Source organism: Bartonella sp. CR84HXZ (assembly GCF_042194535.1).
In the GTDB taxonomy this organism is placed as follows: domain Bacteria; phylum Pseudomonadota; class Alphaproteobacteria; order Rhizobiales; family Rhizobiaceae; genus Bartonella; species Bartonella grahamii.
The window spans coordinates 1-26,079 of sequence record NZ_JBHIMY010000011.1; the positions used below are offsets into that span (position 1 = coordinate 1).

General features: G+C 37.6%; 23 protein-coding genes, 1 tRNA gene and 3 pseudogenes. 10 read left to right on the top strand and 17 right to left on the bottom strand.

The window, feature by feature from the left end:
* Nucleotides 1-136: 136 nt before the first annotated feature.
* Nucleotides 137-415: a type II toxin-antitoxin system RelE/ParE family toxin gene (locus ACFIKD_RS05990; RefSeq protein ID WP_012755080.1), complete on the top strand. Its 279-nt coding sequence runs from the start codon at nt 137-139 to the stop codon at nt 413-415.
* Entirely contained in the window at nt 396-716 is a 321-nt protein-coding gene (locus ACFIKD_RS05995; protein ID WP_012755081.1) for an addiction module antidote protein, read from the top strand. The genes ACFIKD_RS05990 and ACFIKD_RS05995 overlap by 20 nt, the downstream gene beginning before the upstream one ends.
* 168 nt (nt 717-884) lie before the next feature.
* On the opposite strand, the pseudogene ACFIKD_RS06000 reads toward ACFIKD_RS05995, so the two are convergent.
* Nucleotides 885-1,031, bottom strand: a pseudogene (locus tag ACFIKD_RS06000) (phage tail protein); the annotation flags it as partial.
* Nucleotides 1,032-1,087: 56 nt separating this feature from the next.
* On the opposite strand from ACFIKD_RS06000, the pseudogene ACFIKD_RS06005 reads away from it, so the two are divergent.
* A pseudogene (locus tag ACFIKD_RS06005) lies at nt 1,088-1,398 on the top strand (YqaJ viral recombinase family protein); the annotation flags it as partial.
* Nucleotides 1,399-1,466: 68 nt separating this feature from the next.
* Nucleotides 1,467-1,673 (top strand): annotated as a pseudogene (locus tag ACFIKD_RS06010) (helix-turn-helix transcriptional regulator).
* A gap of 98 nt (nt 1,674-1,771) precedes the next feature.
* Here ACFIKD_RS06010 and ACFIKD_RS06015 read toward each other — a convergent pair.
* From ACFIKD_RS06015 to rpmH, 8 genes are all read right to left on the bottom strand, one after another.
* Nucleotides 1,772-1,856, bottom strand: a tRNA-Leu gene (locus ACFIKD_RS06015).
* Nucleotides 1,857-1,968: 112 nt separating this feature from the next.
* A complete protein-coding gene (locus tag ACFIKD_RS06020) occupies nt 1,969-2,589 on the bottom strand; it encodes a 2,3-bisphosphoglycerate-dependent phosphoglycerate mutase (protein WP_375636317.1) in 621 nt (206 codons plus the stop codon).
* A 28-nt stretch (nt 2,590-2,617) separates the two neighbouring features.
* A complete protein-coding gene (dapB, locus tag ACFIKD_RS06025) occupies nt 2,618-3,430 on the bottom strand; it encodes a 4-hydroxy-tetrahydrodipicolinate reductase (RefSeq protein ID WP_375636318.1) in 813 nt (270 codons plus the stop codon).
* 1,243 nt (nt 3,431-4,673) lie between these two features.
* Nucleotides 4,674-5,366, bottom strand: a complete 693-nt coding sequence (locus ACFIKD_RS06030) for a glutathione S-transferase family protein (RefSeq protein ID WP_208439566.1) — start codon at nt 5,364-5,366, stop codon at nt 4,674-4,676.
* A 138-nt stretch (nt 5,367-5,504) separates the two neighbouring features.
* Nucleotides 5,505-6,149 (bottom strand): ribosome biogenesis GTP-binding protein YihA/YsxC, encoded by a 645-nt coding sequence (yihA, locus tag ACFIKD_RS06035; protein ID WP_375644689.1) that lies wholly within the window; start codon nt 6,147-6,149, stop codon nt 5,505-5,507.
* Nucleotides 6,146-7,984, bottom strand: coding sequence for a membrane protein insertase YidC (gene yidC, locus ACFIKD_RS06040; RefSeq protein ID WP_375647482.1), 1,839 nt, complete (start codon nt 7,982-7,984; stop codon nt 6,146-6,148). Before yidC ends, yihA begins: the two co-directional genes overlap by 4 nt.
* Entirely contained in the window at nt 7,974-8,366 is a 393-nt protein-coding gene (rnpA, locus tag ACFIKD_RS06045; protein ID WP_015856278.1) for a ribonuclease P protein component, read from the bottom strand. The genes yidC and rnpA overlap by 11 nt, the downstream gene beginning before the upstream one ends.
* A 117-nt stretch (nt 8,367-8,483) precedes the next feature.
* Nucleotides 8,484-8,618, bottom strand: coding sequence for a 50S ribosomal protein L34 (gene rpmH, locus ACFIKD_RS06050; RefSeq protein WP_005864709.1), 135 nt, complete (start codon nt 8,616-8,618; stop codon nt 8,484-8,486).
* A 587-nt stretch (nt 8,619-9,205) separates the two neighbouring features.
* Here rpmH and ACFIKD_RS06055 point away from each other — a divergent pair.
* Nucleotides 9,206-10,267: an Mrp/NBP35 family ATP-binding protein gene (locus ACFIKD_RS06055; RefSeq protein WP_375644692.1), complete on the top strand. Its 1,062-nt coding sequence runs from the start codon at nt 9,206-9,208 to the stop codon at nt 10,265-10,267.
* A gap of 397 nt (nt 10,268-10,664) precedes the next feature.
* Here ACFIKD_RS06055 and ACFIKD_RS06060 read toward each other — a convergent pair whose 3' ends face one another.
* The 7 genes from ACFIKD_RS06060 to ACFIKD_RS06090 all read right to left on the bottom strand — a co-directional run bounded on the left by ACFIKD_RS06060 (nt 10,665) and on the right by ACFIKD_RS06090 (nt 17,113).
* Nucleotides 10,665-11,456, bottom strand: coding sequence for a pyrroline-5-carboxylate reductase (locus tag ACFIKD_RS06060; protein ID WP_375636324.1), 792 nt, complete (start codon nt 11,454-11,456; stop codon nt 10,665-10,667).
* Between the two features lie 55 nt (nt 11,457-11,511).
* Complete coding sequence (locus tag ACFIKD_RS06065; RefSeq protein WP_015856281.1) at nt 11,512-11,757, bottom strand: hypothetical protein; 246 nt, start codon at nt 11,755-11,757, stop codon at nt 11,512-11,514.
* 103 nt (nt 11,758-11,860) lie between these two features.
* Nucleotides 11,861-12,229 carry a YraN family protein gene (locus tag ACFIKD_RS06070; protein ID WP_375636343.1) on the bottom strand — a complete coding sequence of 123 codons (369 nt, stop codon included), beginning with the start codon at nt 12,227-12,229 and terminating at the stop codon, nt 11,861-11,863.
* A 4-nt stretch (nt 12,230-12,233) separates the two neighbouring features.
* Nucleotides 12,234-13,121 (bottom strand): 16S rRNA (cytidine(1402)-2'-O)-methyltransferase, encoded by an 888-nt coding sequence (gene rsmI / locus ACFIKD_RS06075; RefSeq protein WP_375647483.1) that lies wholly within the window; start codon nt 13,119-13,121, stop codon nt 12,234-12,236.
* Between the two features lie 605 nt (nt 13,122-13,726).
* Entirely contained in the window at nt 13,727-15,391 is a 1,665-nt protein-coding gene (locus ACFIKD_RS06080; protein ID WP_375636328.1) for a 4Fe-4S dicluster domain-containing protein, read from the bottom strand.
* Between the two features lie 3 nt (nt 15,392-15,394).
* A complete protein-coding gene (locus tag ACFIKD_RS06085; RefSeq protein WP_375647484.1) occupies nt 15,395-16,315 on the bottom strand; it encodes an electron transfer flavoprotein subunit alpha/FixB family protein in 921 nt (306 codons plus the stop codon).
* 51 nt (nt 16,316-16,366) lie between these two features.
* Nucleotides 16,367-17,113 (bottom strand): electron transfer flavoprotein subunit beta/FixA family protein, encoded by a 747-nt coding sequence (locus tag ACFIKD_RS06090; RefSeq protein ID WP_375636331.1) that lies wholly within the window; start codon nt 17,111-17,113, stop codon nt 16,367-16,369.
* Between the two features lie 517 nt (nt 17,114-17,630).
* On the opposite strand from ACFIKD_RS06090, the gene ACFIKD_RS06095 reads away from it, so the two are divergent.
* The 3 genes from ACFIKD_RS06095 (at nt 17,631) to ACFIKD_RS06105 (ending at nt 20,361) form a co-directional block, all read left to right on the top strand.
* Nucleotides 17,631-18,449: a hypothetical protein gene (locus tag ACFIKD_RS06095; RefSeq protein ID WP_375636332.1), complete on the top strand. Its 819-nt coding sequence runs from the start codon at nt 17,631-17,633 to the stop codon at nt 18,447-18,449.
* 179 nt (nt 18,450-18,628) lie between these two features.
* On the top strand, nt 18,629-19,549 hold the full coding sequence (locus ACFIKD_RS06100) for a sulfite exporter TauE/SafE family protein (RefSeq protein WP_026500289.1): 921 nt from the start codon (nt 18,629-18,631) through the stop codon (nt 19,547-19,549).
* Between the two features lie 2 nt (nt 19,550-19,551).
* Nucleotides 19,552-20,361 (top strand): TIGR02186 family protein, encoded by an 810-nt coding sequence (locus tag ACFIKD_RS06105; protein ID WP_375647486.1) that lies wholly within the window; start codon nt 19,552-19,554, stop codon nt 20,359-20,361.
* A gap of 22 nt (nt 20,362-20,383) precedes the next feature.
* On the opposite strand, the gene ACFIKD_RS06110 is transcribed toward ACFIKD_RS06105, so the two are convergent.
* The gene (locus ACFIKD_RS06110; RefSeq protein WP_026500288.1) at nt 20,384-20,665 is read right to left on the bottom strand and encodes a DUF6460 domain-containing protein; all 282 of its coding nucleotides are present in this window, start codon (nt 20,663-20,665) and stop codon (nt 20,384-20,386) included.
* A 1,090-nt stretch (nt 20,666-21,755) separates the two neighbouring features.
* Here ACFIKD_RS06110 and ACFIKD_RS06115 point away from each other — a divergent pair.
* Together ACFIKD_RS06115 and ACFIKD_RS06120 are read left to right on the top strand one after the other, a co-directional pair.
* Nucleotides 21,756-23,381 carry an ABC transporter substrate-binding protein gene (locus ACFIKD_RS06115; protein ID WP_375647487.1) on the top strand — a complete coding sequence of 542 codons (1,626 nt, stop codon included), beginning with the start codon at nt 21,756-21,758 and terminating at the stop codon, nt 23,379-23,381.
* 925 nt (nt 23,382-24,306) lie between these two features.
* On the top strand, nt 24,307-25,938 hold the full coding sequence (locus ACFIKD_RS06120) for an ABC transporter substrate-binding protein (protein ID WP_375647488.1): 1,632 nt from the start codon (nt 24,307-24,309) through the stop codon (nt 25,936-25,938).
* The last annotated feature ends 141 nt before the right edge of the window (nt 25,939-26,079 follow it).

Here is a 26,079-nt window from a genome sequence, read left to right on the forward strand (position 1 = left end):
ATATTTTTCCCATTTGAAAGGATGGCTTGTTAAAACCTATGTAGCTTGTTCATTGGAACAAAATAATGTATTTGACAGTATTTATTCTGTATCTGATAAGACACAACTATTTACAGTGTACAAAACAAAATACTTTATGAAATTGCTAGATTATTTAAAAGATGAGATTGCGCAAGCACATGTTGTTACATGGATTGCAAGAATAGAAACAGGATTTCTTGGTAACGCAAAATTCTTTCGTGGAATTGGAGAATTAAAAATAAATCGCGGACTAGGCTATCGTGTTTATTTTTTCAAACAAGGAAAAGAGATTATTTTGTTACTTAATGGCGGCGATAAATCTACTCAGCAAAAAGATATTGAAAAAGCTCTTCAATTAGTAAAGGAAATAAAAAATGGAAATCACCAAGTTTGATACAAGGGAATATTTCAAAACGCCTGAGACTCAGAAAATTCTTTTACAAGATGCTCTTGAAAGCAAGGATAGCAAGTATCTTGCGCATGCTCTTGGCATAATAGTGAAAAATCAAGGAATGAGTAAAATCGCTCAAAATACAGGGTTATCAAGAGAGTCTCTTTATCGTTCTTTAAGCGACAAGGGTGACCCACGACTTTCTACTTTTCTCAGTGTTTTGAGTGCTTTAAATTTGCAGATTAGCTTAACGTCTATCCAAAATAATTGTAAGGAACAAGCGGCTTTAGAAGAAGCAGCTTGATCTGCTTCCCACTTTTAAAGATGGGGGAAGGAAGGTACTTAAGCAACCTTTTTAATGAGGGGCTCTACATCTGGTTTATAACCTATCATGTATCCTCTTTATCCATATGGATGACGTTTTCACTCACGTCACTCATGTAGTTTTTTTGATATTGCGGTCGACAGCCTATAGATGCCCGCGCAAAATGGCGTCATTGATCATATCCTCGGTTCTCACCACCGATAAGAAAGCAAATTTTATATCGCCTGAAAGAGTGCGATTGCCCCAAAGACGATAACCGTTTTCGCGGATAATTGTTGTGATGGTTTGTTCATTGTTGGAACTGCGCGTCCAATTGATTTTTCCATCACGATTCACCTTTACAAAAGGAGCTTATTGGAGAAGACGGTTTAATTGAAGTCAAATGTCCACAATCAACGACCCATCTTCGTTTTTTGTGTATGACGAAATCAAGCCTGAATATCACGCGCAGATGCAATTCCAAATGGTATGCACAGGACGCAAATGGTGTGATTTCATTAGCTATAATCCAAACTTTGTAGGTAAATCTACTGGTTTGAGAATGAAAATCAAACGCATCCTCCGTGATGAGAAACACATTGAAGAGATCAATAAAACTGTTGAAACCTTCTTAGCGGAAATAGAACAAGAGATGCAAAAGATTTTAACAAAAGCTGCTTAAACCTATGGGGGTTCTTCCCCCAACACCCCCGCCCATTTGTATAACATAAAAAAGAGAAAGGTAATGAGATGATATTTGATGATGGAGATAGATATGTAACAACCCGTGAATGTGCAAAGCTTTTTAGTGTATCCACAACCACGATTTGTAATTGGGTACTTCAAAGGGGTATTTCCAGAACTATATAAGCTAGGTAGAGCAGTGAGGTGGACGAAAGAAAGAAGATCTTAACCGTCACTCCAAAGAAAAATAAGGAGCAAATAGGAGTAAATTAGGTAAAGTTGTATAAACCGTAGAAGGCGGTTCAAAAGGTGGTCTTAAAATGGTTATTTAAAGAAAAAATCTATGTATTTCAATACATTAAATATGAAAATGGTGCCCAAAAGAGGACTCGAACCTCCACGCCTTGCGGCACAGGTACCTGAAACCTGCGCGTCTACCAATTCCGCCATCTGGGCTCATAAAATTGATCTAAGCGTATGAAGCAATTCTGTCAATGAAATTATAGAATTTATTTTTTTGCTTAAAACGATTGAATTAAATTTTTTGGGAGATCATGATTTTAGAAGTTTAAGGTGTGAGAACTGTCTTTGATAAAATTGTTGAATCCGGATTAAATGTATAAATAATAGGAATGCCGGTCGCTAATTCTTGAGATATAATTTCCTCACCGGAGAGACCTTCAAGCGCCATAATAAGAGCACGAAGAGAGTTTCCATGCGCTGCGATCAAAACAGTTTGGGAGCGCAAAATATGAGGCTGGATATGGTAAAGATAATAAGGCCAGATGCGCGCACCGGTGTCGCGTAGGCTTTCTCCATTCGGAGGCGCAATCGTATAAGAGCGGCGCCACATTTGCACTTGCTCTTGCCCCCATTGTTGGCGTACTTCATCTTTATTTAAACCAGAAAGATCACCATAATTACGTTCATTTAATGCGGGATTTTTTATCACTTCTAAATCTGATTGTCCCATTTGCTCTAAAATGTACTGAGCCGTTTTTTGAGCACGCTGTAAGGCAGATGTATAAGCGATATCAAACTTCAAACCATATTCTTTCAGTTTTTTTCCTGCTGCTATCGCTTCTGCATGACCTTTTTCTGTTAAATCGGGATCTTTCCAACCGGTAAAAAGGTTTTTGAGATTCCATTCACTTTGTCCATGACGAATTAGTACAAGTATGCGTTCCATTATGAATTGCCTCTATTCTATTGATTGTTTAAAATTCATCGTTCAATCCCAAAACATCGAGCATGGAATAAAGACCGTTTTCATGATTTTTTGCCCACAAAGCTGCTTTTAATGCGCCATTGGCAAAGATAGAGCGTTCTTGCGCTGTATGTGAAAGAATAATGCGCTCATGGGAACCGGCAAAAATGACACTGTGTTCTCCAACAACTGTTCCACCACGTGAACAAGAAAAGCCAATGGAGCCTTTTTCGCGTTTACCTATATGACCATTGCGTTCGTTGACACGCACATTTTTAAGCATAACATTGCGCCCTTCAGCTGCTGCTTGGCCAAGAAGAAGGGCTGTTCCAGAAGGGGCGTCAACTTTGTTCGCGTGATGCATTTCATAAACTTCGATATCAAAATCATCGGCGCCTAATGCTTTAGCGGCTTTCTTTACAAGGTTGGCCAAAAGATTTATTCCAAGGCTCATATTTCCGGATTTGACAATTGTTGTATATTTCGCAAAATCTGCAATTTTTTCTTCTTCTGTTTTGCTAAATCCTGTGGTGCCAATAATATGGACAAGGCTTTTTTGAGCAGCGTAGTTAGCATAAAGAATACTGGCTTCTGGTTGAGAAAAATCTAAAATACCTTCTGTGTTAGAAAAGGCATTTTCAGGATCGTCAGTAATGCCAATTCCAAGAAAATCTGAACCAATTAAGGCACTGGCATCTTTTCCTACAAACGGTGAGCCTTTGCGTACAAGAACAGCACAAAGCTCTACATCTCTCCTCTGTTGGATTGCTGTAATGAGTTCACGTCCCATTCTTCCATTTGCACCAACAACTGTAAGGCGCATTCTTATCTCCTTATGACACTTCACTGTGCAGTATAGGCAAATTCTTGCCTTCTTTCCAATGGTTCTTTTTCTTTATAGGAAAAAATTTTTCCTGCTTTAATTTATCTTCTTGTACTGTAAAACACTGTTGTTTAGAGAAAGTAATATAAGATCTACAAATTTAAATAGAGATGTTTTTCGTTAGAGTGTGTGATGAATATTCCTAAATAAGGTTTGCTTATGAAACCTAATGAAGATTGTGTATTACTTCACGTTTTTGTTTCTTTCGTTCTTTAAGGGGAGGGGCGTTCTTCATGCAAAACAAGATCTCCCAAACAAATACACTTATGTTGTCAATTCATGCGCTTGTCTTAAAGAAATATTTCTCAATACTTCTAAACTATTTTATGATAGTGCTCGTGAGTGGTATCACGAGAGAGTATCCATGAATAATATAAAATCTATTCTGCGCCACTATCTTTATGCTTCATAAAAGAGAAAATTAGCACTACCGTATGTTTTGTTAGCCTTTAATGTTTTAACAATCCTTGGCACTTAGGCATTTCCATTCTTTTCTTTAATATTTTTTCACGAACCAATTCCATGTGTGACGCATAAGCAAGCGATTTTGATTGTTTCAAATTTGATGAAGGTAATGAGAAAAAGGTATTTGGAATTGATGATTCAAGTTAAAAAAAACGATTATTTATCGTTGTACATCAATAGGTTACACATAAATAAAATCACGTAAAAGAGGTGTAGAAATAAGGGGACAACAAGAAGTTGGATTGTTTACACACGAGAGTTTGTCGGATTCTTTATCTTTTAGGAAAGTCAGTTGAAAAAATTGTTATGTTGTAAAAACGCATGATGAGGCTTTGTTTATTATAGAGCAAAGAGTATATATGTTATGCAATGCGTTTTTTCATATATTGGGGAGAATGGAGGATAACATGCGTTAAGTATTGTTATTTCATTTTCCTAGCTTCCAGTGATGCTACAGCTCTTATATTTAAAGAGAGTCTTTAAAATCCTTTCTTATTATTCCTATGCTAATCTTTTTTGTGACACGTCAAGAAAGTGATTTTTTCATGCATTATAAGGGGGGATAAAATAAGAAAATATTATGGGGGGCTTATTCTCTGTTTAATATGATTCTAAATCAATGTATTATCGTATTGTTTATACGCATGCATAAAAATTCATAAGCCTATAAATATCCTTTAGATAAAATATCGTTTTTACTTTTGTTTGTGGGAGAAGGCTAGAAATCAAGATCTGCATAGTGAGCACTTGCAACAATTCCGCGGACGCGATCTGTTAAAAGAGAACGAAAAGAAGGGCGTGATTTAATTCTCATATACCAGTCTTTGGCAGCAGGAGATTGTTCCCAGTCAATTTCCCCTAGAAAGTCAAGTACAGAAATAGAGGCTGCTGCTGCTAGGTCTGCATAGGACAAGGCAGAACCGACTAAGCTATCGCGAGAGGCACAGAGCCAGTTGAGATAGTTCATATGTGGTAAAATATTGGCACGTGCATTGCGTAAAATTTGTGAATTAGGAGCACCACCACCAATGGCAAGTGGCATTTCACGTTTATGGATTCGTTCTCGTACGATATGGCGCGTTGCTTCATTTTCGAATTTATTTAAGAACCAGTCATTGAGACGGCGTACTTCCGCACGATCTAAAGGATTTTCCGGAAAGAGCTTATTGTCTTGTCGTAAACTTCCATGTGTTTCGTCTAAATATTCGCAGATAACAAGAGGACCTGATAATGGAACCTCGTGTTCATCGAGAAAAACAGGAACATGACCAGCGGGATTGAGGGCTAGAAATTCGTGTCTTCTTGCCCATTCATATTCTTCAATCAGTTGAGTGGTTACACCATATTCCCCAAGAATGAGGCGTATGAAGCGCGAGGCAGCGGATAGGGGAGAGTGAAAAAGTGTCAGCATAATTTACACTATCAAATAGAGTTGATGAGAATTCTTTCAAGTAATCATTTTTATAAAGATGCTTGACTAGAAGTACAAGATCATTAGCAGCTGCTAGTAATTATAATTAATAAATTGTTAATAATAGCAATTGTTCTTTTATGCGATGGTTTGCAAAATGGCAGCACGTAATTCTTCTAAACCGAGAGCTTTTTCTGAAGAGGTTACAAGAAGCTCAGGATAAGCTGCCGGACGTTTGAGAAGCTTTGTTTGTGTGCTCATAATTAATTTTTCCAAGGCATTTGATTTGATTTTATCGCTTTTTGTCAAAACAATTTGATAAGAAACGGCTGCTTTATCAAGGAGAGCAAGAACATCTTCATCATTATTTTTGATTCCGTGCCGTGAATCAATTAAAATATATACACGTTTTAATGTTGTGCGCCCCCGTAAATAGCTAAAAATCAAATTTGTCCACGCATCAACCAGATTTTTAGGAGCAGCAGCGAAACCATAACCAGGCATATCTACTAATGCTAGAGGGGGAAGATCTCCTAGCTGCCCACTGAAGCCATCGGGAACAAAATAATTAAGCTCTTGAGTCCGTCCTGGTGTATTTGAGGTGCGTGCTAAGCTTTTTTGTTGGACGAGTGCGTTTATTAAAGATGATTTTCCAACATTGGAACGTCCTGCAAATGCAATTTCTGGTGGTCCTTCAGGGGGGAGAAAGCGTATCGCTGGTACACCACGAATAAAAATCCAATTGCGAGAAAAAATTCCAGAAAGGGAAGAATTTCTTGTCATTCATGCACTTCTTTTTTGGGTGATCTTCTCCACATGGCTTTCAGATTATCAAAAAGCTCAATTTTCACTCCTTGGCGCTTCATCATGATACCTTGCTGAATGATTGATAATATATTGTTCCATGCCCAATAGATGACGAGACCAACAGGGAAAGAGGCAAGCATAAAAGTAAAGACAACAGGCATCCATGTGAATATCATCGCTTGGGTTTGGTCTTGAGGAGCGGGATTCATACGCATTTGTAAAAACATCGTTATTCCCATAATCAAAGGCCATGCACCAATCATAAGAAATGTTGGCGTTGTATACGGTAAGAGACCAAACAAGTTAAAAAGAGAAGTTGGATCAGGTGCCGCTAAATCTTTAATCCAGCCAAAGAAAGGGGCATGGCGCATTTCAATGGTTATATAGAGAACTTTATAAAGAGCAAAGAATATTGGGAATTGAACCAACATTGGCCAACAACCTGCAAGGGGATTAATTTTTTCGGTTTTATATAGTTCTATTATTGCTTGTTGTTGCTTGGTTCGATCATCGGGATATTTTTCTTTTATTTCTAGCAACCGCGGTTGTAGAATCTTCATGCGTGCCATAGATTTGTAAGATTTATTGGCTAGAGGAAAAAGAAGAGTTTTTAAGAGCACTGTGACAAGAAGGATGGCTATACCAAAATTTCCTGTTTGTTTATAAAGAATATCAATGAGAGAAAACATTGGTTTGGTAATGAAATCAAACCAGCCCCAATCAATTAAAAGAGCAAATTTTTTGATTTTTAGGTCATTTTGATAGTTATTAATAATTTCAACTTGTTTTGCACCAGCAAAAAGACGATTTGTAATAGTTTTTGTTTCATTTGGGGCAATCGTTAAAAGCGATCCTAGCAAGTCAGACTGATAATGCGTTTGCAAACGATCAAAATAAATAAAACGGCTTGTATATTCTTTATTTTGCGGGGGAATAACTGCTACAGCCCAATATTTATCGGTAATACCAATCCAACCTCCTGTTACTTTTGAGAAAGTCATGCTCTTTTGCCCATTATCAGGATTCGGGTCAAGCTCTGCTAAGGTTTTATATTTTTCAGTTTTGAGCGAATCTCCTGCAATACCTATCATACCTTCATGAAGTAAATAGGTTGCATTTGTATGTTCTGGTGGTGCTGCACGTGCAACGCGGGCATAGGACGAGAGATATATTGGTTGATCACTTTCATTGCTGATAGAATCTTCAATGGTAAACATGAAATGATCATCAACAGAAAGAATACGCCGGAAGATCTGTCCTTGTCCATTATTATAAATTAAAGTGATGGGTGTTGAAGGAGTCAGGATTGTATTGTTTCCCTCTATTTGCCATTGTGTATCCGATTGTGGCAAAGCTTTTGCTGGTAAAGATGCACTTGCAAAACCAAATTCAGCAAGGTAGGTCGTTTTGAAACCCTTAGGATTCAGCAAATCGATTTCCGGTGATTTTTTATCGACTGTTAAACGATATTTTTTGAGGTGAAGATCATCAAATTGTGCACCAACAAGATTAATAGAGCCTTCCAGTTCATTGGTTTTGATCGCAATACGCTTTGTTTTGGCCAATACAGCTTTCCGGATTTCAGGTGTCATTGGCTGTTCGATGATAGATGTTGCTTGATGCGTTGAGGTATCGTCAGAAAAATTCGTCGTGGTAGTAGAAAGGGTTGATTGTTGTTTTGACAATTGCTGTGTGATGACTTGTTGTTTTTGTAACTTTGCTTGTTTGGGAGCAACATGAAGAAATTGCCATGCGATGAGCACTACGAAAGATAAGCCAATAGCGATAAAGAAATTGCGGTTATATTCCATCCGTACACCCTTGTTGTTGTTGCTGATGTTTTATTTTTGGTTTTATTCGCCGATTTAATTCACTAATTAAGGATGTAAAAGGCGCATGTAACGCATCACGATATGCTACAATGACATAGTCTGTTCCTGCTTCCATGTGGTTTGTTACACCAACTCTTACGGCTTCACGCAAGCGCCTTTTGATACGATTACGTTTCACAGCATTACCGTTTTTACGAGTAACAGTGAAGCCTACACGTGCAACAAGAGAATCTTTTCTTTCTGTTGTTTGTTCACGAGATTTAACTTCGAGCAAAAATAAAGGACCACGCCGCTTTTCTCCTGTACGGACAGCCAAAAAGTCTGCTCTTTTGCGAATACGGCAGGGATGTTTTTTCTTCATAAAAGAACATTTCGCAATTTCACTAAATGCCTGCAAGCAGGCATTAGAGGTTCATAACAAAAGTTTCACAACGAAGAAACGGTGAGCAATCCTCAACGGTTGTGAAAATTTAAATGGTTAAGCAGAGAGCCGCTTACGTCCACGAGCACGTCTTGCAGCAATAACTTTACGTCCTCCAGCTGTAGCCATGCGTGCACGAAACCCATGGCGGCGTTTACGGACAAGTTTAGAGGGTTGGTAAGTACGTTTCATTTATTTAAATACCGCGGAGTGCGGCCCTTCTTAATCTTCGTTTTATGAGCAGTTATGCGCGAGATGAACGATTTTATCCTATCATACGGCTGTTAACCCATAAGGAAAAATATAAAAAAAGTCAATCTTAGATTGTTTTTCTCGCTCTTGAAAGAATACAAAACACCTTATAATTGTCTGCGATACTTTTTTTACGATACTGTAAGAGTGTCAGAAATAACGATTGAGTCTATAGAAAATAAATGACTAGGGCGTTAAAGAATTAAAGAAAGTGTGACTGATTATTGTATACTCAATTTAAAGTATCCTTTAATATTAAAATTTTTTTCAGTTTTTGTTTTTACAAAATTTTTATCAGAACATTCATTAAAGTGGTTGTAGACAAACACGATTGATAGGATTTTATAGCAGATTTTATGTTTGAGATTCTTTATTTAAGGATGGTTTCATATTTTTAAAGAGAAAAGATATAAGTAATTTATACTTTATAATTTTGAGTAAAGTAGAAAATTATCAGGTGATGAACCTGTAAGTATTTTTCGTTCTTATGCTTATATTTGCTGGTATTTTTATAGAGAGGAAAGAACGTGGATTCTATTACAAGTGAGGCTGTCCGCAACGTATTACGTAAAATCAAAGGACCAGATCTTGAAAGTGATATTGTGTCGTTGGGGCTTCTTTCAGAAATATTGATTGCTGATGGTAAGGTTTTTTTTTCCATTACAGTTCCTGATGGAGGTGTGCAAGAATGGGAATCATTGCGTCGTTCTGCTGAAAAGATGGTATGTGCTTTGGAGGGAGTGGAATCTGTTGTTATCACACTTACAGCAGAAAAAACAACAAAGGCAGCACCTAGACGGAGAGCAAATCTCTTACCTATCAAAATGCCCATAGAAGGTGTGCGGCATGTGATTGCTGTTGCTTCTGGAAAAGGAGGGGTCGGAAAATCTACGATGGCAATAAATATCGCCTTAGCTTTACAAGATTCTGGTTTCAAGACGGGGGTGATGGATGCTGATATTTATGGTCCATCTTTGCCGCGTTTGACAGGACTTGTTAATCAAAAACCACAGCTCATTGGAGAAAAAAAGATTCAACCTCTTGAAAAATTCGGACTTAAATTGATGTCGATGGGATTTTTGGTTGAGGAAGAAAAGCCGGTAGTATGGCGTGGTCCTATGGTTATGGCAGCGGTAACGCAATTGTTACGAGACGTTTTATGGGGACCTCTGGACGTTTTAGTCGTTGATATGCCGCCCGGTACAGGGGATGCACAACTAACGCTTGCACAACAGGTACAATTAACAGGTGCGTTAGTTGTCTCTACGCCCCAAGATCTTGCTTTAGTGGATGCGCGTAAAGCAATAGAAATGTTCATGAAAGTCAATGTTCCTATTTTAGGAATTATTGAGAATATGAGTTATTTTATCGCTCCTGATACGGGAAAACGCTATGATATTTTTGGCTATGGTGGTGCACGGGCAGAAGCGGAACGTCGAGAAGTCCCTTTCTTAGCGGAAATACCGCTTGATGCAGCTTTACGATTTTCTTCAGATGAGGGGATCCCTATTTTTGTTGCTAAGCCTAGTAAAGAGCATACTAAACTGTATCGTAAAATTGTTGATCAAATAAAAAATCAACTCTTTTAAATGGATATTTGTTTGAGAAAGTTTATTAAAACACAATCATGGAAGACGTAAAAATAGTTGCTTCTTTGTAAGGGGAAGTTTTAATGTGTGAGTGGAGTATATAGGTTAAATAAACAAAAAATTATTCATGCGTTTGGATAACCTGAAGGGGACCCAAATTAGAAGAGATAGAGCCATGAGGTAGAAAAAAATATTGGTATTGAGGATAAAAGAAGAAGACAGAAAATAAAAATAATTTAGAAAAATTGTAAAAGGTTGTAAAAAATATTTTAAAAATCTCTTCTTTTCATAAGATGGTATCTTTTTCAGGTGTAAAAAGCATTTTTCGATATGAGTTTTCTTGATATAAATCTTCAACATTTAGCTCTTTCTTATTGAGATGATAAAAAAATGTTGGTCAAGTCTTTTTAGAAGCATTCATTTTTTGCAAAGTAGCCTCAAGAGCCGTTGTTAAAGCATTCCTTCCCCCTTGATGAGAAAAGTAATTTGACAAAAATTCATTTGTTCCACCCTTTGTTGAAAACTCTTTTTCAAGCAGTGCAAAATCGAGAAATGCAGAACGATTCGTTGCTATAATTTTACGCATTTCATCCGTAAGATTTCCAAACATCATGGTAAGGAATTCTGCTGATTGCTGTTTTTTTAACCCCTGTGTTATAAACCACTGATGGGCTGTTTCTATAAAATTAAAATATACTCCCATCAGAGAACCAGCTGTCATAAAAAGATTAAATTGCTCTTCCTTATCCAGCACCAATGTGCCCCCCAATGCATCAAATAAAGTGCGTAAAAAGGGATGATCGGGATAGACTGGTGTCAAATTTTTGCATTCTGCAACAAAAGGTAATGGAACAGCACGATAAACTTTATGATTAATCCACTCTTCTATTTCTGCTGCTTTTGCCATAGCAAGTACGGAAATAACCAGCTGTTCTGGACGAAAATGAAGAGAGCGCAAAACGCCTTCTGCAATTTGGTTGGGCAAGCAAAGAAAAACACAATCACTAATATCGAGCAACGCTTGGTTATTTTCAGCAATTATAACTTTATCATAAGTGTTTGAAAGGCGCTCTGCTGTTTGTGCATTGCGAGGTGAAACAATAATGGAAGAAACATCAAAGGTGCTTGTCATGAGTCCATTCACCATTGAAGCACTGATTGTACCCGTTCCCAAAAAGCCAAGTTTCATTTCTATTTCTCAGTTTTATATTTTAAAAGGAATCTCAATCAACATTTCAGGTGTTTTAACTAACATAAGCGCTAATTGAAGAGGCAACACATATCATAGCAAGAATAATCAAGCCCAAATAGATTTTTGGTTTGTCAAAGAGAACGGCAAAAGCAGAAAACCAACCAACAACAGCTGCGGCTAATGCAAATAAAAAACCTGGTTTATTCATAAGTACAATATGCATTGCCATTAAACCACCAATAATCAGCGCTCCAAAAACAATGAGTAAACCTGTTGCAAACTTTTCATAATCATCCATATTTCACTCCTTATAGCGCTCAAACGGTTACACACTTTTTAACGCATATGCACATAAAAACGAAATTTTTTTTATTGAGTATGGTTAAAATGGGGGCTGCCTCTTATTGATTAGATGTAAAAAATGCAGGGATATGCTGTGGCCAACGCCAAGGTAAAATTGCAATCAAATCAAAGCGTACAGATAAAAGGGCATAATCTTTTTGCCGTGCGAGCCAAATATCGGCTGCTGCCTCAATTCGCTTTTCATTCATTCGGGAAACCGCTTCCATTGCTTCAGCCAACGTTGAACGTGCTTTAACTTCAACAATTAACACAAGATTTCCACGTCGTGCAATTAAATCAATTTCCCCACATTTTGTTTTAAAACGCATTTCGGCAATGTGAAACCCTTTACAACGTAGCCACCAAGCTGCCAATTTTTCTGCACGGATCCCTCGATAAAAAGACTTTTGTCTGCGTTTTTTTTGTATCATCTTACGCATTTTTTAAAAAAACTAACCGCTGAAAAAGTTCCTGCTTTTTAAAACCGGTCTCTTTTGCAACCAAAGCTGCTGCTTGAGCAGCAGAATGTGTCTGCGCGCGTTCTAATAGCATTTCATCAATTTCTTGATCACTTATCACATTTAAAGAAGAGGATGATTCTCCAACAAGCACAACAATTTCCCCACGAATATGTGCTTGTTTTCTGTAATTTTCCAACAAATTCCCTAAATTGGAAACATCTACTGTTTCAAACTTCTTTGTTAATTCACGACAAATGGCAGCAGATCGATCAGCCGAAAAAAGAGTGACCATATCCTGTAAAGTTTCAACAAGACGATGCGGTGATTCATAAAAAATTAAAGTTGCTGGAATCTCTTTTAATTGTTCCAACCGTTTTCTGCGCTGTAGCTTGCGTGCACTCAAAAAACCTGCAAAAAAAAAGCTATCAGTAGGAAGCCCTGTCGGTATAAGAGCGGCTAAAAGAGCGGATGCTCCAGGAATAGGAATAATTTTATGACCAGCTTTACGGGCTTCTTCCACCAATCGAAATCCGGGATCAGAAATAAGTGGTGTTCCCGCATCTGAAACAAGCGCTACTGTTTTGTTTTCTGCTAAAGCCGCTAAGAGCTTCGGACCCGCTTTTTGCGCATTATATTCATGATAGAGAAAAGTTTTTTTTTGAATACCGTAACGTTCCAACAAAATACGTGTTACCCGTGTATCCTCACACGCTAAAATATCAATTCTTGCAAGCACTTGCAAAGCACGAAGCGTAATATCTGCAAGATTTCCGATAGGCGTTGCCACAAGATAAAGCCCTGATTCTATAACGGGTGCAGAATAAGCATGCGCACCTATAAAATATGCTTTTTCACACATGCTCTTTTCTTTTCATCAAATTTCCCTCACCACAAGAGTTTTATCCATACCCATAAGCCATTTGGGCTCATTTTTATCAGCGCATTTTTTTATCATTATAAAGGCTTACCTTACTCGAATAATCGATTACACTACAATAAGATAATCTCATATTTAACGTCTTAATCTAACATTATTATCTATTTTGATCCGCGTTATCTTTTTTAGTAAAACAAATTCCAGATGTAACCAATATTCTATCAGCTCCACGATTTTCTATAAAGTTTTTCCTTCGAGAACCAAAAAACAATTTTACCTATGCCACCATCTCACGCTTGGCTGTGCTCTTTTAAAAGCTAAGCTTTTTAGACTATTTCCATAACGCCTATCTTTCAAATATTCTATTGATATCCAAACTGTTTTTCTGAGCAAATGTAAACAGCCTGTTTTGAAACATAAACAGCTAATTGTATTGTTATTGATCAAATATAAGCCCTTATCAGAAAAATATTTCATTTTTTCATATTCTCTACAGCTTTAACAGTATAATAAGTACCTTAGAAACGTTTAAGGCTAATTGTATATTTCAATTTTAGGAGAATGAACAATGATTATACATTGGGGCATTACATATTGGGATAGAAGGGGCCCTCATTGCCTTGCGGACAGGTCCAAGTGATATTTTGGTTCGGATCTTTGATATCGCATGTTTTACAATGTATGCAATTTGAAGCGTTGATAATATAAGTCAGATGATCATTATACTCTAGCCACTCGTAGACAGCGGCGGGGCAATAGTGTGTGGAAGGTGCCCCATAGATTGCATATTCGGAGTCTTTTTGTTTTCTTAATGAGGCTATTTTTAAATGGCAAGGTTGATTTTCTTCATGGTGCGTATTGGAAAGGGCAACACTTGAAAGGCGATCAAAGGTTACAACACCATCTGGTTTTGGGTAAGCAATAGGTTGAAATTTTTTTGCTGGTTCAAGATATTCATAATCTTCCTTTTTGTGGGGGAGTGTTTTAAATAAGGAAAATCCGAACAGCTGTTGCCACCACATATCAAAACCGGCAAGTTTAATTCCATATTTTGTCCCATATTGTGCCCAGAGCGGTTTGGCATTTCGCACTTTATAAAGATCTTTGCCAATGGGACCTTTTCGCCACTGTTCTTCGATTTCTTTGACCTCATCATGGGCACGTCCTTGCGCGAGAGCGGTAGCGATTTTATCGGCAGCTAATATGCCAGATAAGATGGCATTGTGTGAGCCTTTGATACGAGGAACATTGACAAAGCCAGCAGAGCAGCCAATAAGTGCTCCACCAGGAAAGGTGAGTTTTGGTACAGATTGCCAACCTCCTTCGCTGATAACACGTGCACCATAGGAAAGACGTTTTGCACCTTTGAAGATTTCATAGAGTTTTGGATGTGTTTTAAAACGTTGAAATTCTTCAAAAGGAGAAAGATAAGGATTTTTGTAATCTAAGTGCACAACAAAACCGACAGAAATGACATTGTTTTCTTGGTGATAAAGAAAGCCACCACCACCGGTATTATTGTCTAAGGGCCAACCAGTGAAATGTTGCACTAAACCGCGTTGGTGTTTATGGGGATCAATTTCCCAGAGTTCTTTGAGTCCAAGACCAAATTTTTGTGGTTCACGATTTTTGCTAAGGTTGAAATGTTTTATCAGTTGTTTTGCAATTGAGCCGCGTGCTCCTTCCGCAATCAGAGTATATTTTGCCAATAACGCCATACCAGGCATATAATTTTTTCCAGGGGTTCCATCTTTGTTAAGCCCCATATCACCGGTGAGAACACCAATGATAGCTCCGTTATCTTTTTGGATAATGGGCTCTGTTGCTGCAAAACCAGGATAGATTTCAACACCCAACGCTTCAGCTTTTTTGCTTAGCCAGCGGCAGACGCTCCCAAGCGAAACGATATAACATCCGTTATTTGATAAGATTCTGGGATGCAAAATATTGGGCAATAGTGTCGCTTTTTGAGGCTTTAGAAAAAAAAATTGGTCCTGGGTGACAGGGGTTGTGAAGGGATGGTCGTTGTCATTTCTCCATTCTGGTAAGAGTGTATCGATACCAATGGGGTCAACAACTGCGCCCGAGAGAATATGTGCACCAACTTCGGTCCCTTTTTCAACAATTGTAACAGAAAGCTCAGGATTAATTTGTTTAAAGCGAATTGCGGCAGAAAGCCCTGCAGGTCCTGCTCCGACAATGACTATGTCAAACTCCATACTTTCACGTTGGTCATGCGGAAATGCATTCATAACTTATAAAGCTTTCTCTAATTCTGGAATAATTTGGTGGAGATCACCTACAAGGGTGTAATCGGCAATTTGCATGATGGGAGCTTCTTCATCTTTATTAATGGCAACAATAATTTGTGCATCCATTATACCGGCTAAATGCTGGATTGCACCGGAAATGCCAACGGCGATATAGAGTTCAGGGGCAACGACTTTTCCTGTTTGTCCAATTTGCCAGTCATTGGGAGCGTAGCCTGCATCAACTGCTGCGCGGCTGGCACCTAAAGCGGCATCTAATTTGTTTGCAAGGGGAAGAAGAAGTGCCATAAATTGTTCTTGAGAACCAAGACCACGCCCGCCTGATATAATAACACGTGCAGAGGTAAGATCAGGACGATCAATTTTGTTGGTTTCTTCTTTTACGAAAGAAGAAAGATTTGGATTGGGAGCTGGTGTTATTATTTTAATGGGAGCAGAATTATTTTGGGAAGGCGTTGGTGTGAAAGAAGCTGTGCGAACTGTTATAATTTTTTTATGATCATTGGTACGGACAGTTTCAAGTACATTGCCTGCATAAATGGGTCGTTTGAAGGTATCGGGTGAAAGAATGGCGGTAATATCTGAAATTTGCATAAGATCAAGAAGGGCTGCTACGCGTGGCATCACATTTTTTCCAGTGCTGCTGGATGCAGCCATGATCACATCATAATCATTTGCTAACATGAGAATTGTATCTGCCATAGGCTCGGCAAGTTGATGGGCTAAATAGTCTGCTTTTGCAATAAGAACCTGCCGCACACTATTAAGTTTAGCACTATTTTCCGCTATCGTTTGAATTTTTTCTCCGCAAACCAGAATATCGATATCATTACTGAGTGCGCGTGCAGCGGTGAGCGCTTTTGCTGTTTCTTCTGTATTATGATCAGCCAATAAAAGAATTGCCATAAGTTTTTGCCCTTTTATGTGAGTGTTGCTTTTACTCTAGTGGTGAGAATATTAAATGCAGTTCTTTTGTTTTAGCGCACTGACAAGCTCTACTACATTCGCCACTTTAATACCGGATTGACGGGGTTTTGGCTCTTCAACGCTTAAAATTGTTAAGCGTGCTTCCGTATCGATGCCAAGATCAGCAAGAGATTTTTGCTCAATGATTTTCTTTTTTGCTTTCATGATATTGGGGAGAGAGGTGTAACGCGGTTCATTGAGCCGTAGATCGGCAGTCATAACCATGGGAAGGGGAAGACAAAGAGTTTGTGTTCCATTATCAACTTCACGAGTAACTGTAGCATGCCCATTTTCTATGTTAAGATGTGAAGCGAAAGTTGCCTGTCCCCAACCAAGAAGAGCTGCGAGCATTTGTCCTGTTTGGTTGCTATCATCATCAATTGCTTGTTTTCCTAAAAAGACCATATCGGGTTTTTCTTCATCAACAATAGCTTTGAGAACCTTAGCAATTGCTAAGGGTTCAAGTGTTTTATCCGTTGTGACAAGAAGTGCGCGATCAGCGCCCATTGCAAGTCCTGTTCGTAGAGTTTCTTGGGCTGCTTCTGGGCCAATTGAAACAAGAAGAACTTCTGAAATTTTACCGGATTCTTTCTGGCGAATAGCCTCCTCCACGGCTATCTCATCAAAAGGATTCATAGACATTTTTACGTGAGACAGATCAACACCTGTACTATCGGGTTTGACGCGTATCTTGATGTTATAATCAACAACACGTTTGACAGCGACAATTATCTTCATAATGATCCTCTTTGTTTGTATGACCACAAGTTTATAGCAATACTCATAAGAAACCAAATTGTTTAGAATGAAGTCTCATTTATAACCTGTGTTATCTTTCATATAAGCTTTTTTACGTTTACTTGTACTTTCTCGTCGTTATTTTCAATCTTCATATTTTTGCATTGCTATAATTGCCTTATTTGCTTGAATAAAAAGTAAAAAAATCAATCTGTCTTGTGAGAATATTCTTTTTTATTTTCTTATGCTTTGTTTATGATGGTGCAATAGGTCCTTTATACAATGAAAAATTAAGTGAAAAAGATAAAAATGGGGGAATGATTTTGCTCTTCAAATCTTGAAGACAGAAAAATTAAAGATCTGTCTTTCAAACAAATATTTTGGATAAAGATTGGGGAAAATATTTCTAACAAAAAAGTTTTTAGGAGTTCTTAAAGCTCTATTTACTAAAATAGAGCACACTATCTCATCATTTGTTGCGATTCTTTTCAAAAAGATTAATGAGGGGTAGGCGTTTGTGAATACGAAGGGTCATACGATCGATCAGGCGACCAATCAGGTTAGGAATGGTAAATTCTTTTCTTTTGTTGAACAGAAAGAAAGAATGGATACTTCTGTAGAAGTAACGATGTCGGATATTGCTCAAAAATTACGCACCGTTTATACGCAAATGCAAATGAAGCATCCGCCCCGTTCTTTGATGCAGCAGAGTTCTGTAGAAGAGCATTTTAAATCTTACTTAGATGATATTAGTCGAGCTATTTTGGCTGAACATTATATACGTTGTCAAAGAGAAAAAAAGCTTTTTGAGTCTTTAGAGCAGATTAAAACAATTGTTAAAAGTTTGCAGAGTGAAAAAAAAAGCTTAGAAGAAGAAGCGGTAACACGACGGGTATCTCGTTCAAAATCACCTGATTCTGTTGTACAAAAACTTGCTCATATGGAATGTCAGGAAAATCAAGAACGTTTATTCTTTCAAAAGATGCAAAATTTTTCGAAACAAAACGGTATAATTCCACTCCAAACAAATGTTGAAAATACGTTGCAGCAAGAAAATAGAAGTTCTTTGCCCAGTGATGCTCTGAAACCTTCTTTTAAAAAGGATAAGGGAGTAGTGAAGCGTGCTGTGATAGAAGAAAAGGGTATGATGGGTGTTCAGGTATCTAATCATTGCAGTGAGAATGGTTTTTCTTCTTTAAAGGCGCAGTCTCGGGAACATGTCTCGTTTTCATCTTATTTGGTAAAAAAAAGTGTTCTTTGTTTTTTAACCGTTGTATTTGTGGTAGCGGTAACGTTATGTCTTTATAGCTTTTTAAAAGGAGCTCGTTTTTTTTAATTTGTATGATGTTGATGTTAATAGATGTGAAATGTATTGCGCATTCGTGTTTGTACGAAAGCTATAGCAACTAGAATTATTCTTTTAAACACGCAACAAAGATTATTGGAAAAGAGGATAATTGGAGAAGGATTCTCTAATTGTTAAAAAAACCTCAGATTATCTTGAAGGTTCTGTAAGTGAGTATTTATTTACCAATTGCTGAAATGTCACTCAATATGCTGATCTTGATTGGTATGGGAGTCGTTGCTGGTTTTTTTTCAGGCCTTTTTGGAATCGGTGGTGGGTTTCTCATCACACCGTTATTGATTTTTTATAATATTCCTCCTGCTATTGCTGTTGGAACAGGTGCTAACCAGATGATTGCGTCATCTGTAACAGGAGCAATTACACATTTTAGAAGACGTACGCTCGATATTAAACTTGGTATTCTTTTGGCGATTGGAGGAGGGGGGGGGGCTTTAATCGGGATTCAGGTTTTCTCTGTTTTGAAAAAGTTAGGTCAATTAGACTTAATGATTTCGCTTCTTTATGTGATTCTTCTTGGAAGTGTAGGAAGCTTAATGATCGTTGAAAGTTGGTATGATATGATGCGCAAGCGTAAGGCAGGAAAAGCCAATATTCGTCTTGCTGGTCGACATAACTGGATTCATCGCTTACCCTTAAAAATGCGTTTTCGGACATCTATGATATATGTTAGCATTATTCCAGTTTTAGGGATTGGTCTCATTGTGGGGTTGTTGTCTTCTATTATGGGAATTGGTGGGGGGTTCTTTATGATACCAGCATTGATTTACCTTCTGCGTGTTCCAACCAGTGTGGTGATTGGGACTTCACTTTTTCAGATTACATTTGTGTCTTCTTTCACGACAGTTTTGCAAAGTATGACTAATCAGTCCGTTGATATTGTCTTGGCTTTTTTGTTAATGCTTGGAGGAAGTATTGGTGCGCAATATGGAACAAGGGCTGGAAGGAAGTTAAAGGCTGAACAACTGCGTATGGCGCTTGCATGTTTAGTGTTGATTGTGTGTATGCGTCTTGCTTTTCAATTATTTATACGCCCTGATAATCTTTTCTCTCTGGATATTCTTATGAGATAAAAATGGGTAGATTATTTTCTTTATACATCATTGCAGGTTTTTTTTGTTTTATTTCTTTTTCTACATGGTCACATGTTGGGACGCCAGCTACATCCATTGATCAACTTGACCACGAAACTGTCCAAATTATCGTAACAACGAATACGATTACTGTGGATGCAAATTTTGCTGGTCGTGATCTTTATATTGCTGGTGTTTTGGAAAATATTGATCCGTTATATTCTCGACAAAACCGTTATGATATTGTTGTAAGCTTGGAGGGACAAGATCGGACAATGGTGATGCGAGAAAAAAAACGCAATGCCGGTGTATGGGTTAATACAGATTCTCTTATTTTTAAAAAGGTTCCTCTTTTTTACTCTATGGTCACAACACGTGAAATTGATGATATTACGAGCATTGAAGATTATAAACGCTTGGGGTTAGGATTACTCTATTTGCCATTACAGACGGATGAACAAGACCAGAAAAAAATACAAATCTTTCGCGATGAACTTATAAAATTGCAAAAAGCTAAAAGCCTTTATTACGAGGAAGTAGGTGGTGTTCGTTTTGGTTCTGACACACTTTTCACAGCACATTTTCGTTTGCCAGCAAATATTCCTGTTGGACATTATAAAGTTCGTGCTTATCTTTTTCGTGATGGACAGTTTATTGATAGTGCAACAACGACTCTTGAAATTGTTAAAGCACATATCGCTTATACAATTTTTTATGCAGCGCACAAGTATCGTTTTTTATATGGTATTGTTGCAGTGATTATTGCTATTACTACAGGATTTTTATGTCGTTTGATTTTTCGAAAAGATTAGCGCAAGGAAAATGTTAAGGCTTTTATTTTTTATGAAAAATTCGTAAGATAAGAAAAATAGGTACAACAACAATAGCTCCCGTCATAGTTATATGAAAGAAATTTGTAAGCGTTATAAATCCTGCTTTCCATAGTGATTGAAAAAAATCTACTATTCTTTGTATGAGGTTTCGAGGTGTCCATCCCAAAAAATTCATTACGATGCCAATGAAGAATGAAAGGATAAGCAATTTTAGACTAGCACGGTTTAATGTTCCTCCAAGAAACGCATGAGAAGAATTTAACAACTTTTTCTTTCGGTTCATTTTAATATACTTTCGAAGATCGTGTTTTTTATTATATTATCATAGTACAGCAATGTTACTAGCATAAAAGAAAAACATTTTTTATTTTTTCTTACTTTTTTAAGTTCATTACCTTAGTACTGGTGTAATAACAGTGCTGTTTTTTGAAATATACGCGTATTTTATTGCATTTTCGCGATATTTTCAGGGCGCTTCATTTAATGAAATGAAGGGGTATCCTTTTGTTTCTGAGAATTTGTAGAGAAATTTTATAACGTTTCGATATTCCGCGTCAGGGTGAGAGTTTTTGTTCGTTGAAGATTTTGTAACCGACTTATTGTTGTTGTGTATAGAAATAATATTTCAAGACAGTTTACTTAAAAAAAGACTATCTATTCTGATAAGGGTGTGCTTATATAGGTATTATATTTAGGTATTTCAACCTTAGTCATTGAAAAGATTTTTTTCTGAAAAAATGCAAGCAATGAATTGAGTGTTGTTAAAGGAGCAAAGGTATTTAAAATACAATATTGAAAAAAGTTTTGTTATGTACGAACGCGTGAGGGAATGTCAGAGGTTTGTGGTGCCCGTGCTCCTTTTATTTGGAAATAAGATATAATGAGAAGCTGTTATTTAGTGGGGAATTATGGAAAAATCCAAAATTCCTTTTGCAGAAGGGGTAGAGGTGGTTGATGTTGGGCGATGGGCAAATTTTTCTGTTTTGTTGAAATATCAAATTATTATGAAGGCTCTTTGTTATTAAGGTTTTTGAGCTAACAGGGGATTGTCCTTTGATGGCATAAAAACGCTAGAGTGAAGAAGAGCTGAACTTGTCCGACAAGAGAGAAGAAATCTTTGTCTTATAGCCTTCAATGGTAGACGTTGTAATATCATCAATAATTGGTGATGGGTTATGTCATTCATCATATATTAGATTGTTTTTCGGTGCATATTGGGGGGGGACTATGGGCAGGAGGAGTGGTTGATAAGTGATGTTATTTGAAAGTTCTAAAACGTTATCTCTCAGAGCCTATGGTTTGTCTAATTTTATTATTTTGCACATTCTTGTTGCGTGGGGAATTTATACAATAAACTTTAAAAGGAAAAGTCTATGAACTTAAAAAGAAAAATATTGAAAAGTAGCGGATCTCTTGTTGCTGCTCTTATTGCACTGGGAGTAGTTGTACAACAGGTTTCAGCAAAAACACCGGCTGATACCCTTGTGATGGCTTGGAATCTTGATGCAATCAGTACGTTTGATCCTGCGCAGCTCACGGATGTTTATGGAAGTGAAATTGTTCGCAATGTTTGTGATAACTTAGTTAGTACTGCGACAGATGATCCTGCTAAAATGGTTCCCGCTTTAGCAACTCATTGGGATGTTTCAGGTGATGATCACAGTACGGTGATTACCTTTCATTTGCGTGATGGTTTGAAGTTTAATAATGGCAAGCCAGCCAATGCCAATGATCTTGTTTGGGGTATGAGGCGGGTTGTCAAATTGAAGATGGGTAATGCGGCAATTTTTAATGAATATGGAATTACAGAACAAAATGTTGATGATGCGTTGCAAGCTGTTGATGAGAAAACAGTGGTGATGAAATTTGATAAGCCTTATCCAGCAGAGCTCATTCTTAATAATATTGTTGCAAGTCCTGCAACAGCTTTGCTTGATCGTAAGACGATCATGAAACACGAAAAAAATGGTGATTTGGGAAATCAGTATTTGAAAACTCATGCTGCTTGCGTTGGTCCTTATCAGTTAAAAAGTTGGCGCCCTGGAGAAGCGATTTTATTGCGTGCAAGCTCTCATTATTGGGGACAAGAACCTAAACTAAAACAGATTTTAATTCGCCATGTTGCGGAGCCTGGAACACAACGCTTGTTGTTGCAGAAACATGATATTGATGTTGCTCGTAATTTGACACCTGAAGATCTTGCAGATCTGCAAAAAACAACAGATGTTAAAATCAAAGAAGTGTTAGAACCATCCATGATGTATTGGGGATTCAATACGACGAATCCCATTTTTGCTAAGGAAAAAGTGCGCTTGGCGATGCGTTATCTTATAGATTATGAAGGTCTTGGCAAGAAACTTCTCAAAGGGATTGGTATTCCACGGGCAAGTTTTGTTCCTCTTGGCAATCTTGGGGCTTTGGATGAAAAAGAAGGGCAACCCTTTAAGCTTGATATTCAAAAAGCCAAGCAGCTTTTAGCAGAGGCCGGTTATCCGAACGGATTTGAGGCAAATTTTCTCGTATCAAACACTCCTTATACTTTATTACTTGCTCAGTCACTCCAAGATAGTGCTGCGCAGGCGGGTGTGCGTCTTAAAATTGAACGTGTGGCAGGTACACAGTTGTTTTCAAAAGTGAATGCACGGGCTTTTGATACGGCTTTTGTCGGATGGAATAATGATTCTGCGGATCCTCATACAATGGCTTCACGTCTTGTTTATAATCCAGATAATCGGTTTGAGGCAAAAAATACAGCTTATCCTAGTTGGCAGCATGGATATTTTGATGCCAAGATGAATCAAAAAGTTGAAGATGCGTTGTTTCAAAAAGATCCACAAAAACGGGCGCAAATATATGCTGATTTACAACGTGAACTTATGCAAAAAGGACCTTATGCGTTTATCTATCAGAAATATGGCGTCGTCGCGATGACACCGGATATCAAAAAGTGGGTTTGGAATAGTGCACCGCATATTTTTTATAGTAAAATTGAAAAATAAGCGTGTCTTCAATGGTGTTCAATAGATAAAGGACATCGTCTTGATATATTCGGCGTATTGTATAAATTTTTAAGCTTTGCAATACGTCGAAGATCATAGGTAATGCGTGATATATTGTTGAATGTCTTTTCAAGACATTCGTTTAAAGAGATTTTTCATTCTCATTAGAGGTGTATTTGTGTGGATGTTAAGATTGAATATTTCAATTTCTCTGAATTGAAAAGTGGTCAATTTATTTGTTAAAAAGCTGAGTGTAACATAAAAAACTAAGTGTAACAAATGTCGCGGAATTTAGTAGTGCTAAAGGTGCAAAGGTTTTGCGATGTTGAAAGAAAGTTTTGTTATGGTGGGTACACAAGGGGTATCAGTTTTTTATGGTGTTCATATTTTCTTTTGCTTTGAAAGATGATGAGATGCCAATTGGAGGGAGTTATTTTACGGGGAGTGATGAAAAACAATCAAATTTCCTTTTGAAGAAGGAATAAAAGTCGTTGCACTTAGCAAACTAACGAATTTTCCTGTTTTATCAAATCGTCAAATTATTATGAAAGCTCTTTGTTATTAAGGTACTTGAGCCGAAAGGGCTAGTGCTTTGATGGTATGCAAAACGCCGGAAGAAATAAGAGACAAGCTTGCTGAACAAGATAGAGAAAAAATATTGGTTTTATAGTCTTCAATAGTAGGCGTTATGATATCGTGGATAAGCTCTGTTGTTGGTGAGCGTTCATTATATATCAGAGTGTTTTCCTTTGTATGTTTTGGTTTGGCTTGTAAGTGTAGGCAGGAGGAGTCATTGGCAAGAGGTGCTTGTTCTTGAAGATTTTAAAGCTTGGTCTTTAGGAGCCTATAGTTCGTCTAAACTTAATTATTAAGCACGTTTTGCTGCATGGGGAATTTATACAATAAACGTTAAAAGGAAAAGTCTATGAACGTGAAAAGAAAAATATTGAAAAAGAGCTGTTCTTTTGTTTCTGCTGTTTTTGTAATGGGGATGTTTGTGCAACAAGTTTCAGCAAAAACACCTACCGATACGCTTGTAATGGCCTGGAATCTGGATCCAATAAGTACATTTGACCCTGCACAACTCAATGACCGTTATGGAATTGAAGTGGTTAATAATATTTGTGATAATTTGGTCGTTTCTGCTACAAATGATGCAGCTAAAATGGTTCCTTCTTTGGCAAAGAGTTGGGATGTTTTAAGTGATGACCAGAGTACGGTGATTACTTTTCATTTGCGCGATGGTTTAAAGTTTAACGATGGTAGATTAGCCAATGCCAATGATCTTGTTTGGGGTATGAAGCGGGTTGTGAAATTGAAATTGTCCAATGCGGCAACATTTAATGAATATGGGATTACAGAACAAAATGTTGATGAGGCTTTTCAAGCACCGGACGACAAAACGGTGGTGATGAAATTTGATAAACCTTATCCTGCAGAGCTCATTCTTAGCAATATTTCCACTAATCGCACTGCTGCCTTGCTGGATCGTGAGACACTCATGAAAAACGAACAAGATGGCGATATGGGAAACCGGTATTTGGCAAGTCATTCTGCTTGTGTTGGTCCTTATCAGTTAGAGAGTTGGCGTCCTGGAGAAGCTCTTTTATTGCGTGCAAGCTCCAATTATTGGGGGGAAGCGCCTAAATTGAAGAAGATTTTAATTCGCCATGTTGCGGAGCCTGGAACGCAACGTTTATTATTGGAAAAATACGATATCGATGTTGCACGTAATCTGATGCCAGAGGATTTGTCAGATCTCCAAGCAACAACGGATATTAAGGTTGAAAAAGTGTTGGCGCCCTCCATGATTATATGGGGTTTTAATACGACGAACCCTATTTTTGCTAAGGAAAAAGTGCGTTTAGCGATGCGCTATCTTATTGATTATGAAGGACTCAGTAAGACCCTTCTCAAAGATGTTGGTATTCCCCGTGCAAGTTTTATTCCTCTTGGTAATCTTGGGGCTTTAGATGAAAAAGAAGGACAACCCTTTAAACTTGATCTCCAAAAAGCAAAGGAACTTTTAACAGAGGCAGGTTATCCGGATGGTTTTGAGGCCAATATTTTTGCAGGGGCATCTCCTTATCCTTTTGCTTTGCCTATTGCTCAGTCTCTCCAAGACAACGCAAAAAAGATTGGGGTACATTTTAAAATTGAACGTTTTGTAGGTACGCAGTTGTTTTCAAAATTTTATGCGCGTGGTTTTGATACGATTTTTTTCGGATGGAATAATGGCTCTGCGGACCCCCATACAATGGCTTCACGTCTTATTTACAATCCTGATAATCGGTTTGAGGCAAAAAATACAGGCTACGCTAGTTGGTGCCATGGGTATTTTGATAAAAGTATGAATCAAAAGGTTAAGGATGCGTTGTTTGAAAAAGATCCCCAAAAACGGGTGCAAATGTATGCTGATTTGCAACGTGAATTTATGCAGAAAGGACCCTATGCTTTTATTTATCAGACATATGTTTCTGTAGCGATGACACCTGATGTCAAAAAATGGGTTTGGAATAGTGCCCCACGTATTTTTTATAGTGCAATTGAAAAATAAGAAGGTATCAGGTTTATAAAATATAAAAAACATGATCATGATATATTTGACGTATTGCAAAGTTCTTAAATGCTTTGCAATACGTTGAAGATTGTGAATAATAGAGGATATATTGCTGAGTGTCTTTTCAAGATTTCTATT

Coding starts and splice junctions, on each gene's coding strand:
- ACFIKD_RS05990 (WP_012755080.1), top strand. CDS start 137: ATGAAATTGCTAGATTATTTAAAAGATGAGATTGCGCAAGCACATGTT.
- ACFIKD_RS05995 (WP_012755081.1), top strand. CDS start 396: ATGGAAATCACCAAGTTTGATACAAGGGAATATTTCAAAACGCCTGAG.
- ACFIKD_RS06020 (WP_375636317.1), bottom strand. CDS start 2,589: ATGGAACGCATACTTGTACTAATTCGTCATGGACAAAGTGAATGGAAT.
- dapB (WP_375636318.1), bottom strand. CDS start 3,430: ATGCGCCTTACAGTTGTTGGTGCAAATGGAAGAATGGGACGTGAACTC.
- ACFIKD_RS06030 (WP_208439566.1), bottom strand. CDS start 5,366: ATGCTGACACTTTTTCACTCTCCCCTATCCGCTGCCTCGCGCTTCATA.
- yihA (WP_375644689.1), bottom strand. CDS start 6,149: ATGACAAGAAATTCTTCCCTTTCTGGAATTTTTTCTCGCAATTGGATT.
- yidC (WP_375647482.1), bottom strand. CDS start 7,984: ATGGAATATAACCGCAATTTCTTTATCGCTATTGGCTTATCTTTCGTA.
- rnpA (WP_015856278.1), bottom strand. CDS start 8,366: ATGAAGAAAAAACATCCCTGCCGTATTCGCAAAAGAGCAGACTTTTTG.
- rpmH (WP_005864709.1), bottom strand. CDS start 8,618: ATGAAACGTACTTACCAACCCTCTAAACTTGTCCGTAAACGCCGCCAT.
- ACFIKD_RS06060 (WP_375636324.1), bottom strand. CDS start 11,456: ATGAAACTTGGCTTTTTGGGAACGGGTACAATCAGTGCTTCAATGGTG.
- ACFIKD_RS06065 (WP_015856281.1), bottom strand. CDS start 11,757: ATGGATGATTATGAAAAGTTTGCAACAGGTTTACTCATTGTTTTTGGA.
- rsmI (WP_375647483.1), bottom strand. CDS start 13,121: ATGTGTGAAAAAGCATATTTTATAGGTGCGCATGCTTATTCTGCACCC.
- ACFIKD_RS06080 (WP_375636328.1), bottom strand. CDS start 15,391: ATGAATGCATTTCCGCATGACCAACGTGAAAGTATGGAGTTTGACATA.
- ACFIKD_RS06085 (WP_375647484.1), bottom strand. CDS start 16,315: ATGGCAATTCTTTTATTGGCTGATCATAATACAGAAGAAACAGCAAAA.
- ACFIKD_RS06090 (WP_375636331.1), bottom strand. CDS start 17,113: ATGAAGATAATTGTCGCTGTCAAACGTGTTGTTGATTATAACATCAAG.
- ACFIKD_RS06105 (WP_375647486.1), top strand. CDS start 19,552: ATGGGTAGATTATTTTCTTTATACATCATTGCAGGTTTTTTTTGTTTT.
- ACFIKD_RS06110 (WP_026500288.1), bottom strand. CDS start 20,665: ATGAACCGAAAGAAAAAGTTGTTAAATTCTTCTCATGCGTTTCTTGGA.
- ACFIKD_RS06115 (WP_375647487.1), top strand. CDS start 21,756: ATGAACTTAAAAAGAAAAATATTGAAAAGTAGCGGATCTCTTGTTGCT.
- ACFIKD_RS06120 (WP_375647488.1), top strand. CDS start 24,307: ATGAACGTGAAAAGAAAAATATTGAAAAAGAGCTGTTCTTTTGTTTCT.